Below are 12,261 nucleotides of genomic sequence, written 5' to 3'. Positions count from 1 at the left end.
GAGCACCACGAGGTCGAGCACCATAAGCCCCACCTTCCCCGGAACCGGGCGGCTACGCCCGCCGGCGTCCTAACGGGTGCGCTCGGGGGCGTCCTGCGGGCGCAGCGCGGCGGCCAGTCCGGTGGCGGGGCTGCTCAGGACGGGGACCGCCGTCGTCAGCAGATCCGCCGCGCCGGCCATCGAGGCCTGGGCGAGGACGACGACGTCCGCGTCGGCGACGGTGTCCGCCTCGCGGGCCACCCGGGCGAGGTACCCGGCGGGGTCCCCCGCTTCGAAGTGCTCCCACGCCCCCGCGACCAGCCGGGTACGGATGGCCACGGGCCGCCCGGCGGCCTCCTGCTCCAGCAGCTCCACCGTCGGGGCGAGGGTGGACGCGACGGCGGCGAGTACGACGATCCGGGGCCCGGTGCGGACGGCTTCGGCCGCCATCGGCCGGTCCACCCGGAGCACGGGCCGGCCGATGGCCGGCCCGAGGGACTCGGCGACGGCCCCGATCGTGGAGCAGGTGACCAGTACCGGCCCCGCGGTCCCGGCGAGCGCGTCCCGTACGTCCGGAGCCACCGAGGCGGGCCCGTACGCACGGGCCCGCTCCAGCAGCTCCGGGACCACGAGGTGCCGCAGCACGGCGCCGGGGTGGTCCCGGTCCCGCAGCGCGTCGAAGACCGGGACGTGCACCGGGGAGGTGTGCAGCAGGGTCAGGGAGCGGCCGGTCACCAGAGGTCGGAGTCGGCGCTCAGCTGCGCCTTCGCCGCCTCGACCAGCTCGGCGGGGGCCGCCGGCGCCAGATCGGGGTGCTTGGCCGCCCAGCTCGCCGCGTAGGGGCACAGCGGGACCACGGGAACCCCTTCGGCCGCGGCGATCCCGTAGAAGGTCCGCACCAGCTGCCCGCCGATGCCGCGGCCCTCGTGGCCCGGCTCGACGATGGTGTGGACGGCCACCAGCGCGCGGGGGTCCCGGGCCAGCACGAAGTAGGCGATGAAGCCGATCACCGCCCCGCCCTCGACGGCCAGCAGCCGCCCGCCCTTCCGGTCGTCCTCGAACTCGATCGCCTGGTTCTCGGCCATGCTCCCCCGCTCTCCTCAGACAGCCACCGCGTGGGGGCTGCGCTCCTGGTCCGTTCCGGGAACCGGGGCGGAGGGGTCCGCCCCGAGCTCGATGATCCGGTTGTCCGCGTCGACGTGTACGACGCGGGGCTCCAGCGACCGGGCCTCGGCGTCCTCGACCTGCGCGTAGCTGATCAGGATGACCAGGTCGCCCGGGTGCACGAGGTGCGCGGCGGCGCCGTTGATCCCGATGACCCCGGACCCCCGCTCCCCTTCGATGACGTACGTCTCCAGCCGCGCCCCGTTGGTGATGTCCACGATGTGGACGAGCTCCCCCGGCAGCAGATCGGCGGCGTCCAGCAGATCGGCATCGATGGTCACGGACCCGACGTAATGCAGGTCGGCCTGGGTGACGGTGGCCCGATGGATCTTGGACTTGAACATGGTGCGCAGCATTCTGAACTCCCGGAAGACGGCTCCCTGCCGGCTTTCTGCTGGTCAAGGGCGTCGTTCACTGTACATCGGCACGCCTTCGACTCGAAGGCTTTCCAGCACATCGTGCGCAGTGGCGAGCGGGGCTTCCTCGGCGCCCGGCGTGCCGGGGAGAGGCACGGGCTGGTGTCAGCCGGCGTGGACGTGCGGCCGGCGGGTGCGGTCGGGTTCGGCCTCGCGGATGACCTCGCGGGTGACGGGGGCGACCTCGCCCTGACCGAAGAGGAAGAAGCGGAGGAAGTTGGCCATCGGGTTGCCCTCGGTCCACTCGAAGTAGATGTGCGGGCGCTGCCCCGTCTCGTCGCGGACGTGCAGGAGGAGCGCGGCGAGGGCGTTGGGGATGCTGGAGCTCTCCAGGGTCAGGACGCGGTAGCGGTCGTGGAGCACCTCGCCGCGCACCCGCATGCCGGATTCGAACTCGGACGCGTCCAGGACGGTGACCTCGACGAACATGACGTCGTCGCCGGGCGGGATGTCGTTGTCCGCGCGGATCTGGTCGACCTTCTCGCGGTACTCGGACCGGTCGCGGTTGCCGGGCTCGTTGGCGATGAACCGGATCGTGCGGTTGGCGGTGTCGCGGATGAACCGCTGGGCCATGTGGTCGAGCTCGACGTCCGTGACGCGCAGCTCGAAGACGCGGGCGAGGCGGGAGAGGAGCGAGAGCGCCATGATGCCGCCGATGAAGCAGGCGCCGATCTTCACGCCGTCGGGGCGTTCGGCGACGTTGACTGCCGTGGTGTAGACGAAGACCGCGGAGATGACGCCGAAGCCGATCGTCCAGCCGCGCTCCCCCGCCCGACGGGCGGCGATGGTCACGGCGACAGCGGCCGAGGTGATCAGGACGAGGACACCGGTGGCGTAGGCGCCGCCCTGCGCGTCCACGTCCGCGTCGAAGATCCACGTCACCAGGAAGGCGACCAGGGTGAACACGATCACCATCGGTCGCAGGGCCCGGGCCCACTGCGGGGCCATGCCGTAGCGGGGCAGGTAGCGCGGCATCAGGTTGAGCAGGCCCGCCATGGCGGAGGAACCGGCGAACCACAGGATCAGGATCGTGGAGACGTCGTAGACCGTGCCGAACGCGGAGCCGAGGTACTGGTGGGCGAGGTAGGCCAGCGCGCGGCCGTTGGCCTCGCCGCCTGGCTGGAACTGGTCGGCGGGGATCAGCAGCGTCGTGATGAAGCTGGAGCAGATCAGGAAGACGCTCATGATGATGGCCGCGGTCGTCAGCAGCTTCTTGGCGCCCCGGATCCGGCCCGCGGGCTTCTCGACCGTGTCCTCGGTGTCGCCCTTGACGTGCGGCATGACCGCCACGCCCGTTTCGAAGCCGGACAGGCCGAGCGCGAGCTTCGGGAACACGATGAGCGCGATGGCGATCATCATGAACGGATTGCCGTGCTCGGTGGTCAGCGCGGTCGTCCAGTCGGTGATGACGTGCGGTTCGGTGATCACCTGCCACAGCCCGACGGCCACCACGACGACGTTCAGGCCGAGGTAGGTGGCGACCAGGACGACGGCGACGCCGATGGCCTCGCTGAACCCCTTGAGGAACACCGCGCCGAGGAGCGCGATCATGATCAGGGTGATCAGCATCTCGTGACCGTGGAGGGTGCTCGTGAGGTGCGGGTTCTCCACCAAGTGCGCGGTCGCGTCGGCGGCCGAGAGGGTGATGGTGATCAGGAAGTCGGTCGCCGCGAAGCCGAGCAGGGTCAGGACGAACAGCTTCCCCTTCCAGAACGTCAGCAGCCGCTCCAGCATCGCGATGGAGCCCTCGCCGTGGGGACTCTCCTCGGCGACCCGCCGGTAGACGGGCAGCGCGCCGAAGAGGGTGAGGAGCACGAGGACGATGGTCGCCAGCGGTGAGAGCAGGCCGGCCGCCAGGGCGGCGATGCCGGGCTGGTAGCCGAGGGTGGAGAAGTAGTCGAGACCCGTCAGGCACATCACCCGCCACCACGGCCGGCCGTGGGGCTGGGCCGCCGCCTCCTTGGCGGCGGGCGAACTGTTCTCGGCGGTCAAGCCTTCCAGCAGCCACGCGCGCAGGCGCGACGTGCGGGCAGGGGTGGCCATCGTGGAGCTCCTGTCGTACGGAAAAGAATCAGCCATCGACACCGACGGCTGAGCAAGCGTACGCAGACTGATCGCTTATGCCCGCAGATGACCCAATCCTGACGCGTCCTTAACGCGTGGGAGCCGCCTACGACGTACTGAACGTCTTCGCCCGTCAGTGACAGCAGCCTGACCGCGGCAAGCGGGCAGGCGGGCACGCAGGCAGGCAGGCGGGCACGCAGGCAGGCAGGCAGGCACCGTGGTCACGGAACGAGGAGCGGGGGCGGCCCGGACGGAGGCCGCCCCCGCAGGGGAACCAGCGGAGTGCGGAGCGACGCCGGCCGCCCTGACGCGGCCGTGGTCTCTCCTCCGACGGGCCGTTGCCCGACGTCAGCCGAGGCCGGGGACGGTGGACACCAGGAGGTCGATGAGCTTGATGCCGGCGAAGGGCAGGATCAGGCCACCGAGGTCGTAGACGCCGAGGTTGCGGCGGAGCAGGTCGTGCGCGGAGGCGGGCTGGTAGCGGACACCGCGCAGGGCGAGCGGGATGAGGGCGACGATGATCAGGGCGTTGCAGCACCCCCCTGCCGGCAAGGGCGGGCAAGGACCGGGTGCGGGTGACGGGTGTCGCCGCCGGGGACCGTCTCGCATGGACCCCCTCGGCCGTCATGTGAGCAGTCGAGATCCCCGGCGGCGCAACAGGCAGGAAACTACTGCCCGTTCCGGCGGAATCCTCCGTGCGTCCGGGCGAATTGGCACCTTCTTGACGGCGGCGCGCGAGACGCGTCAAGCCACCGTCAACGGGACGTCAACGCTCGTCGGAGGTGATGCGGAAGCGCAGTCGGCAGATGACGGCGTCGGTGTCGCGGCGGACTGCGTGGGCGACGAGGGAACCGCGCTGGTTCTGCAGCATCCGCTGCCACAGGTGGGCGGGTTCGGTTTCCGGGATGAGGACGGTGACCTGGGCGTCGGGGTGTGCCTGCGTCAGCTCGCGCACGTACGCCGACACCGGGCGGCCGAGCGAACGGATAGCGGCGGGGACCTCGATCAGCGCGATGCCCGGCTTCCACAACTCCCAGTCCCGGCGGAGGGATTCGGCTTCCTGCCGGTCCTCCGACCCGGAGTGGATGACGGTCACGGCGAGGACCTCGTCGCCGAGTGAGCGGGCGGCGGTGAGCGCCTGGCAGGTCAGGCGGGACAGCCCTGAGACGGGCACGACGACCAGGGAGCGGGAGCGCTGGGGTGCTTGAGGGATACGGCCCAGTTCCAGGCGTTCGCCGATCTGGGCGTACGCGCGGTGGACCTGCTCGAACGCGAGGACGATCAGCGGCAGGGCGAGCACGATCAGCCAGGCGCCCTCGGTGAACTTGGTGGCGGTCACGACGATCGCCGAAACTCCGGTGAGCAGCGCGCCGAAGCCGTTGAGGGCGGCCTTGGCCGGCCAGCCCTTGGGACGCTCGCCGGACCAGTGCCGGACCATGCCGACCTGGCAGATCGTGAAGCCGACGAAGACGCCGACCGCGAAGAGCGGGACGAGGGTGTTGGTGTCGCCGCCGGAGAACACCAGCAGAACGGCCGACACGAGCGCCAGCCACACCACGCCGTGCCGGTGCACCTGACGGTCCGCCTTGAGGGCGAACACGTGCGGCAGGTGGTGGTCGCGGGCCAGCAGGCTCATCAGGCCGGGCAGCCCGCCGAAGGAGGTGTTCGCGGCGAGCGCCAGCAGCACCATGGTGGCGAACTGGACCACGTAGAAGGCGGCGTTGTGGCCGAACGAGGCGTCCGCGAGCTGGGCGAGGACGGTGACGCCCGCCACGGGCTGGAGGTGGAAGCGGCCGATCAGCACCGACAGGCCGATCAGCATCACGCCGAGCAGGGCGCCGAGGGCCACTTCGGTGCGCTGGGCCCGGCGGGCCGCCGGGGCGCGGAAGGACGGGACGGCATTGGCGACGGCTTCGACGCCGGTCAGCGCGGAGCAGCCGGCCGCGAAGGCCTTCAGCAGCAACAGGGCGCCGACGGTGGTGGTGCCTTCTCCGAGCGCGGAGGCGTGGCCGGCGGCCGAGGCGGTGCTCACCGGGCCGTCCCGGAACAGACCGACCACGACCATGGCGAGGATCGACCCCACGAACACGGCGGTCGGTACGAGGAACGCCTTGGCGGAGTCCACGACCCCGCGCAGGTTCACCGCCGTGACCAGGACCAGCACCCCGAGGCAGATCCACACCCGCTCCCCGTACAGCTCCGGGAAGGCCGAGGTCAGGGCGGCGACACCGGCGGTCACGGAGACGGCCACGTTCAGCACGTAGTCGAGGATCAGCGAGGCCGCGGCCACCAGGCCGGTGCGTCGGCCGAGGTGTTTCCCGGCGACGGCGTACGACCCGCCGCCGTCCGGGAACGCGGCGATGACCTGCCGGTACGAGGCCACCAGCACGGCCAGGAGCGTCGCGATCGCCAGGGTGACGGGAAGGGTGAACCCGAGGCCGTAGGCACCGGCCGCCGCCAGCACGAGCACGATCGACTCGGGCCCGTAGGCGACGGAGGCCATCGCGTCGAGCGACAGCGCGGCCAGGCCCTGGAGGGCGGTCAGCCGGTGCCGGTCCGGTGCCTCGGGAGGCGTCCGTACGCCGGTATCAGGAGGCTCCTCCGCTCCCGGCACCTGTCCTGCCGCGGTCGTCTTTCCCGTGTCTATGGCCATCTTCGCTGTTCCTCCGCTTGGACAAAGTGAGGACAGCGTCGGGACGGCACGGCCGAATGACCAGCACTCTTGGCGTGATCCATACGCCCGCCGCGGCACTCTTCACGAACTCCTGACGCCGGGCCGGCATGTCGTATGAGGTGCGTCAAGACCGCGCCAGGGCGCGGGGCATCCGCTTCGACCGGGGGCAGGCTTGATGTGGGCGACTCATGCCCGACGGAATCGCAAGGAGTACACGCTGATGGACGCGGAGAACGTGGTCGGGCTCATCGTCGCCGTCGCTCTGCTCACCTATCTCGTGGCAGCACTGGTCAAGCCCGAGAGGTTCTGATTCATCGTCGCGTCCGGACAGGAGGCCTCACATGTCCGGGTACCGGTTCCATGACCGTGCGGTCCTGCTCGCGGCCCTCGTGGTCCCCTTCCTCGTCGCGCTCGGGCTCGTGCCGTTCCGTACGGATCTTTCGGCAACGAACGAGGCCCTGATCATGGTCGTCGCCGTGGTCGCGGTCGCCGCCCTCGGCACGCGTGCGGCCGGTGCGCTGGCCGCACTCTCGGCGACCGCCTGGTTCGATTTCTTCCTGACCAGGCCCTACCGGCAGTTCACCATCGCCGACGGTGACGAGGTCCAGACGGCCGTCCTCCTGCTCGTCGTCGGGCTGATCGTCTCGCAGCTGGCCGTACGCGTGCAGCGGCTCCGTACCGTCGTGGTCACCGACGCCGCGCACCTTTCCAGCCTCCAGGGAACCGCCCGGCTGGTCGAGGAGGGCGACTCGCCGGAGGCGGTGGTCGAGTACGTGCGCCGCGAACTGGTCAGCCTGCTGGGCCTGCGCAGCTGCCGCTTCGAGTACGGGACCCTGATCGGGCACCTGCCGCGCCTGGAGCACGACGGCAGCCTGTGGCTGCGCAGCGGCAGCCGCATCACCGAGTACGCCGACTGGCCGGACGGGGAGAGCGAACTGCGCGTCGTCGGCGGCGGCCACTACTACGGCCGCTTCCTCCTCGACCCGCTCCCGAACCGCCCCCTGCCCCCCGAAGAGGCCCGTCTGGTGGCCGTAGCGCTGGCCGCGGAAGCCGGCGCCGCCCTGGACACGGCCGGCCTGCCCCAGCAGGGCTGACCCCCTATTCGTGGCCCCGCGCGTCAGCGTGGCGTTAAGAGTTCCCCTGCGCCCGTATGTGCCCCGTCAAGGTGTCTTAACGCCGGGATGAAGACACGGTTATCTCGTCATCGGCCATCTGGCCGATTCGTTTCCTTCCCTCTTCATCCAGGAGCTCACGGTGGCCGATCTGGCCTTCGTCGTCACCACGGTCGCGGTGTTCGCGCTGGTGGCTCTCATCGCCCGGGGGGTGACCAAGCTGTGAACGCCGAAAACATCGTCGGCCTCGTGGTGGCCGTCTCCCTGCTCGGATACCTCGTCCTCGCCCTTGTGTACCCGGAGAGGTTCTAGCCACCGATGAGTCCCGTTCTCGCTGGTGTGCTCCAGCTCCTCGCACTGATCGCCGCGCTCGCGCTGGCCTACCGCCCGCTGGGCGACTACATGGCCCGCGCGTACTCCTCCGAGAAGCACTACAAGCCGGAGAAGTGGATCTACAAGACGATCGGCGCCAATCCGTCGGCCGAGATGCGCTGGCCCGCCTACCTGCGCGCCGTCCTCGCCTTCTCCGCAGTGAGCGTCCTCTTCCTCTACGCCCTCCAGCGGGCCCAGGGCATCCTGCCCGGCTCGCTCGGCTTCTCCGCGATCGACCCCGACCAGGCCTTCAACACCGCCGCGTCCTTCGTGTCGAACACCAACTGGCAGTCTTACTACGGCGAGCAGGCCATGGGCCACGTCGTACAGACCGGCGGCCTCGCGGTCCAGAACTTCGTCTCCGCCGCGGTCGGCATGGCCGTCGCGGTGGCCCTCGTACGCGGCTTCGCCCGCTCGCGCACCGGTGAACTCGGCAACTTCTGGTCCGACCTGGTCCGCGGTGTCTTCCGCATCCTGCTGCCGATCTCGGTGATCGGCGCGATCATCCTGGTCGCCTGCGGCGCGATCCAGAACTTCGCCGGGATCCACGAGGTCGGCCAGTTCCTGGGCGGATCTCAGCAGTGGAACGGCGGGGCGGTGGCCTCGCAGGAGGTCATCAAGGAGCTCGGAACGAACGGCGGCGGTTACTTCAACGCCAACTCCGCGCACCCGTTCGAGAACCCCACCCCCTTCTCGAACCTCTTCGAGATCTTCCTGATCCTGGTCATCCCGTTCGCGCTGACCCGCACCTTCGGCCGCATGGTCGGCAGCCTGCGCCAGGGCTACGCGATCCTCGCGACGACGGCCACCATCTGGCTCGGCTTCACCGCGCTGATGATGTGGACGGAGTTCGCCCACCACGGCCCGGCCTTCGACATCGCCGGCGGGGCGATGGAGGGCAAGGAGACCCGCTTCGGGATCGGCGCCTCCGCGATCTTCTCGGTCTCCACCACGCTGACCTCGACGGGTGCGGTCAACTCCTTCCACTCCTCCTTCACAGGTCTCGGCGGCGGCATCCAGCTGCTGGGCATGCAGCTCGGCGAGATCGCCCCCGGCGGTGTGGGACCCGGCCTGTACGGCGTGCTGGTCATGGCGGTCATCGCGGTGTTCATCGCCGGCCTGATGGTCGGCCGCACCCCTGAATACCTCGGCAAGAAGATCGGCACCCGCGAGATCAAGTTCGCGGCCTGCTACATCCTCGTCACCCCGGCGCTGGTGCTCTGCTTCACCGCCGCCGCGATGGCCCTGCCCACACCGCCGCACTCCATGCTGAACTCCGGGGCGCACGGGTTCTCCGAGGTGCTGTACGCCTACACCTCGGGCGCCAACAACAACGGCTCGGCCTTCGCGGGCCTGAACGCCGACACCCAGTGGTTCAACAGCACCATCGGCATCGCCATGCTGCTGGGCCGTTTCCTGCCCATGGTGTTCGTCCTGGCGCTGGCCGGCTCGCTCGCCGAGCAGAAGCCCGTCCCCGAGACGACGGGCACCCTCCGTACCGACAAGCCCCTCTACACGGGCCTGCTCGTCGGCACGATCCTCATCGTCACCGGTCTGACCTACTTCCCGGCCCTGGCGCTGGGTCCGCTCGCCGAAGGGCTCGCATCATGAGCACCGCCACTGTGACCCGTGCTCCGCACGACGACCTGCCAACCGGCCACAAGCCGCCCGCCGGGCGCGTGGGCGGGGGCCTCTTCGACCCGAAGCAGCTGCTGAAGTCCTTCCCGGACGCCGTGCGCAAGCTCGACCCGCGCGTCATGATCAAGTCGCCGGTCATGTTCGTCGTCCTGATCGGCTCGGTGGTCACGACCGTCCTCGCGCTGAAGGACCCGACGGACTGGTTCGGCTGGGCCGTCACCGCCTGGCTGTGGCTGACCACGGTCTTCGCCAACCTCGCCGAGGCCGTCGCCGAGGGCCGCGGCAAGGCGCAGGCCGATACCCTGCGCAAGGCCAAGACCGACTCCGTCGCCCGCCGTCTGACCAAGGACGGCACGGGCGAGGAGCAGGTCCCGGGCACCGACCTCAAGATCGGCGACCTGGTCGTCTGCGAGGCCGGCGACACCGTCCCCGGTGACGGTGACGTGGTCGAAGGCGTCGCCTCCGTCGACGAGTCCGCGATCACCGGCGAGTCCGCGCCCGTCATCCGCGAGTCCGGCGGCGACCGGTCCGCGGTCACCGGCGGCACGAAGGTGCTGTCCGACCGGATCGTCATCAAGATCACGACGAAGCCGGGCGAGACGTTCATCGACCGCATGATCGCCCTGGTCGAGGGCGCGGCCCGGCAGAAGACGCCGAACGAGATCGCGCTGAACATCCTGCTCGCCTCCCTCACGATCGTCTTCCTGCTCGCGGTCGTCACCCTGCAGCCGTTCGCGATCTACGCGGGCGCCGAGCAGTCGATGATCGTGCTCACGGCGCTGCTGGTCTGCCTGATCCCCACCACCATCGGCGCCCTGCTCTCCGCCATCGGCATCGCCGGCATGGACCGGCTCGTGCAGCGCAACGTACTCGCGATGAGCGGGCGCGCGGTCGAGGCCGCCGGTGACGTCTCGACCCTCCTCCTGGACAAGACCGGCACCATCACCCTCGGCAACCGGCAGGCCTCCGAGTTCGTCCCGGTCAAGGGGACGACGGAAGCCGAACTGGCCGACGCCGCGCAGCTTTCGTCGCTGGCCGACGAGACTCCCGAGGGCCGTTCGATCGTGGTCCTGGCGAAGGAGAAGTACGGACTGCGCGAGCGCCACCAGGGCGAGCTCGCCCACGCCGAGTGGATCGCCTTCACCGCCCAGACCCGCATGTCGGGCGTGGACGTGGACGGCAAGAAGACCCGCAAGGGTGCTGCCGGTTCGGTCATCGCGTGGGTGACGGAGCAGGGCGGCCGGGTCGCCGACGACGCCGACACCCTCGCCAACGAGATCTCGGAAGCGGGCGGCACCCCGCTCCTCGTCGCCGTCCAGGACGAGCAGGGCGCCCGGGTCCTGGGCGTCATCCACCTCAAGGACGTCGTCAAGGAGGGCATGCGGGAGCGGTTCGACGAGCTGCGCCGCATGGGCATCAAAACGGTCATGATCACGGGCGACAACCCGCTGACCGCCAAGGCCATCGCGGAGGAGGCAGGTGTCGACGATTTCCTCGCCGAGGCCACCCCCGAGGACAAGATGGCGCTCATCAAGCGGGAGCAGGCGGGCGGCAAGCTCGTCGCGATGACGGGCGACGGCACGAACGACGCCCCGGCCCTCGCCCAGGCGGACGTCGGCGTGGCGATGAACACCGGGACCTCGGCCGCCAAGGAGGCCGGGAACATGGTGGACCTCGACTCCAACCCCACCAAGCTGATCGAAATCGTCGAGATCGGCAAGCAGTTGCTGATTACCCGCGGCGCGCTGACCACGTTCTCCATCGCCAATGACGTCGCGAAGTACTTCGCGATCATCCCGGCCATGTTCGCGGTGGTCTACCCGGGCCTGGACAAGCTCAACATCATGGGCCTGACCTCGCCCGAGTCCGCGATCCTCGCCGCGGTCATCTTCAACGCCCTGATCATCATCGCGCTCGTCCCGCTCGCCCTCAAGGGCGTGCAGTACAAGCCGACCAGCGCCGACAAGATGCTCCGCCGCAACCTCTGCCTCTACGGCGTGGGCGGCCTGATCGCCCCGTTCATCGGCATCAAGATCATCGACATGCTCATCTCCCTCATCCCCGGAATCGGCTGAGACGACAATGACCAACTCTGTAGGCACCACAGCGCGCCTGATCGGTGCGGGCCTGCGCGCCCTGCTCGTCCTGACCGTGATCTGCGGGGTCATCTACCCGCTGGCCGTCACCGGCATCGCCCAGGCCCTGTTCAACGACAAGGCCAACGGATCCGAGATCAACGACGAGAGCGGCCAGGTCGTCGGCTCCTCCCTCATCGGGCAGACCTACAACCTGCCGAAGAAGGACCCCGGCCACACCGAGGAGGCGGCCCGGCCGGACCTGAAGTGGTTCCAGCCGCGCCCGTCCAACGGTCTGGGCAGCAACAGCGTCAACACCCAGTACTCGCTGATCCTTTCCGGCGCCACCAACCGGTCCGCCGACAACGGCGCGGTGGGCGGCAAGTGCACCAAGGACGCGCAGGAGGGCACCCTCTGCGCCCAGGTGGCCGCCGCCAAGGACGCGGTCGTCGCGGACAACTCCACCGCCGGCTACCAGGTCAAGCCCGAGGACGTACCGGCCGACGCCGTCACCTCCTCCGGCTCCGGCCTCGACCCGGACATCTCCCCGGAGTACGCCAAGCTCCAGGCACACCGGGTCGCCGAGCGGAACGAGCTCGACGTCAAGCAGGTCGAGAAGCTGGTCGAGGACCACACCGAGGGCCGCGCGCTCGGCTTCCTGGGCGAACCCCGCGTCAACGTCCTGGAGCTCAACATCGCGCTGAAGGCGCTGTCCAAGAGCTGAGGTCCGCATCCGCACGGACTGCGCGCCGGCGGGGCACGGAACT

11 protein-coding genes and 1 pseudogene are annotated in these 12,261 nt (G+C 69.9%); 6 read left to right on the top strand and 6 right to left on the bottom strand.

All coding sequences use genetic code 11. The features are described from left to right. Positions 1-69 precede the first annotated feature (69 nt). From ACZ4M3_RS02110 to ACZ4M3_RS02085, 6 genes and pseudogenes are all read right to left on the bottom strand, one after another. Positions 70-717: an aspartate/glutamate racemase family protein gene (locus ACZ4M3_RS02110; protein WP_467730104.1), complete on the bottom strand. Its 648-nt coding sequence runs from the start codon at positions 715-717 to the stop codon at positions 70-72. After that, a complete protein-coding gene (locus tag ACZ4M3_RS02105; protein ID WP_467729301.1) occupies positions 711-1,064 on the bottom strand; it encodes a GNAT family N-acetyltransferase in 354 nt (117 codons plus the stop codon). Before ACZ4M3_RS02105 ends, ACZ4M3_RS02110 begins: the two co-directional genes overlap by 7 nt. A gap of 15 nt (positions 1,065-1,079) precedes the next feature. Beyond that, on the bottom strand, positions 1,080-1,499 hold the full coding sequence (panD, locus tag ACZ4M3_RS02100) for an aspartate 1-decarboxylase (protein WP_467729300.1): 420 nt from the start codon (positions 1,497-1,499) through the stop codon (positions 1,080-1,082). Between the two features lie 165 nt (positions 1,500-1,664). Beyond that, the gene (locus tag ACZ4M3_RS02095; RefSeq protein WP_467729298.1) at positions 1,665-3,602 is read right to left on the bottom strand and encodes an APC family permease; all 1,938 of its coding nucleotides are present in this window, start codon (positions 3,600-3,602) and stop codon (positions 1,665-1,667) included. 369 nt (positions 3,603-3,971) lie between these two features. Then, positions 3,972-4,154 (bottom strand): annotated as a pseudogene (locus ACZ4M3_RS02090) (hypothetical protein); the annotation flags it as partial. 235 nt (positions 4,155-4,389) lie between these two features. Then, on the bottom strand, positions 4,390-6,276 hold the full coding sequence (locus tag ACZ4M3_RS02085; RefSeq protein WP_467729296.1) for an APC family permease: 1,887 nt from the start codon (positions 6,274-6,276) through the stop codon (positions 4,390-4,392). 241 nt (positions 6,277-6,517) lie between these two features. On the opposite strand from ACZ4M3_RS02085, the gene kdpF (ACZ4M3_RS02080) reads away from it, so the two are divergent. From kdpF (ACZ4M3_RS02080) to ACZ4M3_RS02055, 6 genes are all read left to right on the top strand, one after another. Then, positions 6,518-6,607, top strand: coding sequence for a K(+)-transporting ATPase subunit F (kdpF, locus tag ACZ4M3_RS02080; protein WP_467729294.1), 90 nt, complete (start codon positions 6,518-6,520; stop codon positions 6,605-6,607). A gap of 31 nt (positions 6,608-6,638) precedes the next feature. After that, a complete protein-coding gene (locus ACZ4M3_RS02075) occupies positions 6,639-7,391 on the top strand; it encodes a DUF4118 domain-containing protein (RefSeq protein WP_467729292.1) in 753 nt (250 codons plus the stop codon). 240 nt (positions 7,392-7,631) lie between these two features. Then, a complete protein-coding gene (gene kdpF, locus ACZ4M3_RS02070) occupies positions 7,632-7,721 on the top strand; it encodes a K(+)-transporting ATPase subunit F (protein WP_037789535.1) in 90 nt (29 codons plus the stop codon). Between the two features lie 6 nt (positions 7,722-7,727). Beyond that, the gene (kdpA, locus tag ACZ4M3_RS02065) at positions 7,728-9,392 is read left to right on the top strand and encodes a potassium-transporting ATPase subunit KdpA (RefSeq protein ID WP_467729290.1); all 1,665 of its coding nucleotides are present in this window, start codon (positions 7,728-7,730) and stop codon (positions 9,390-9,392) included. Continuing rightward, positions 9,389-11,494, top strand: coding sequence for a potassium-transporting ATPase subunit KdpB (gene kdpB, locus ACZ4M3_RS02060; protein WP_467729288.1), 2,106 nt, complete (start codon positions 9,389-9,391; stop codon positions 11,492-11,494). The genes kdpA and kdpB overlap by 4 nt, the downstream gene beginning before the upstream one ends. Before the next feature lie 7 nt (positions 11,495-11,501). Beyond that, positions 11,502-12,218 carry a potassium-transporting ATPase subunit C gene (locus ACZ4M3_RS02055; RefSeq protein ID WP_467729286.1) on the top strand — a complete coding sequence of 239 codons (717 nt, stop codon included), beginning with the start codon at positions 11,502-11,504 and terminating at the stop codon, positions 12,216-12,218. Positions 12,219-12,261 lie beyond the last annotated feature (43 nt).

This window comes from Streptomyces sp. NPDC026522, assembly GCF_055567555.1.
Note: the sequence above shows the minus strand (reverse complement) of the source record. Positions and strands in the feature narration are given on the sequence as shown.

Bases quoted from the DNA above. Each gene is read 5' to 3' on its own strand.
- ACZ4M3_RS02105 (WP_467729301.1), bottom strand. From the start codon at position 1,064: ATGGCCGAGAACCAGGCGATCGAGTTCGAGGACGACCGGAAGGGCGGG.
- panD (WP_467729300.1), bottom strand. From the start codon at position 1,499: ATGCTGCGCACCATGTTCAAGTCCAAGATCCATCGGGCCACCGTCACC.
- ACZ4M3_RS02095 (WP_467729298.1), bottom strand. From the start codon at position 3,602: ATGGCCACCCCTGCCCGCACGTCGCGCCTGCGCGCGTGGCTGCTGGAA.
- ACZ4M3_RS02085 (WP_467729296.1), bottom strand. From the start codon at position 6,276: ATGGCCATAGACACGGGAAAGACGACCGCGGCAGGACAGGTGCCGGGA.
- kdpF (WP_467729294.1), top strand. From the start codon at position 6,518: ATGGACGCGGAGAACGTGGTCGGGCTCATCGTCGCCGTCGCTCTGCTC.
- ACZ4M3_RS02075 (WP_467729292.1), top strand. From the start codon at position 6,639: ATGTCCGGGTACCGGTTCCATGACCGTGCGGTCCTGCTCGCGGCCCTC.
- kdpA (WP_467729290.1), top strand. From the start codon at position 7,728: ATGAGTCCCGTTCTCGCTGGTGTGCTCCAGCTCCTCGCACTGATCGCC.
- kdpB (WP_467729288.1), top strand. From the start codon at position 9,389: ATGAGCACCGCCACTGTGACCCGTGCTCCGCACGACGACCTGCCAACC.
- ACZ4M3_RS02055 (WP_467729286.1), top strand. From the start codon at position 11,502: ATGACCAACTCTGTAGGCACCACAGCGCGCCTGATCGGTGCGGGCCTG.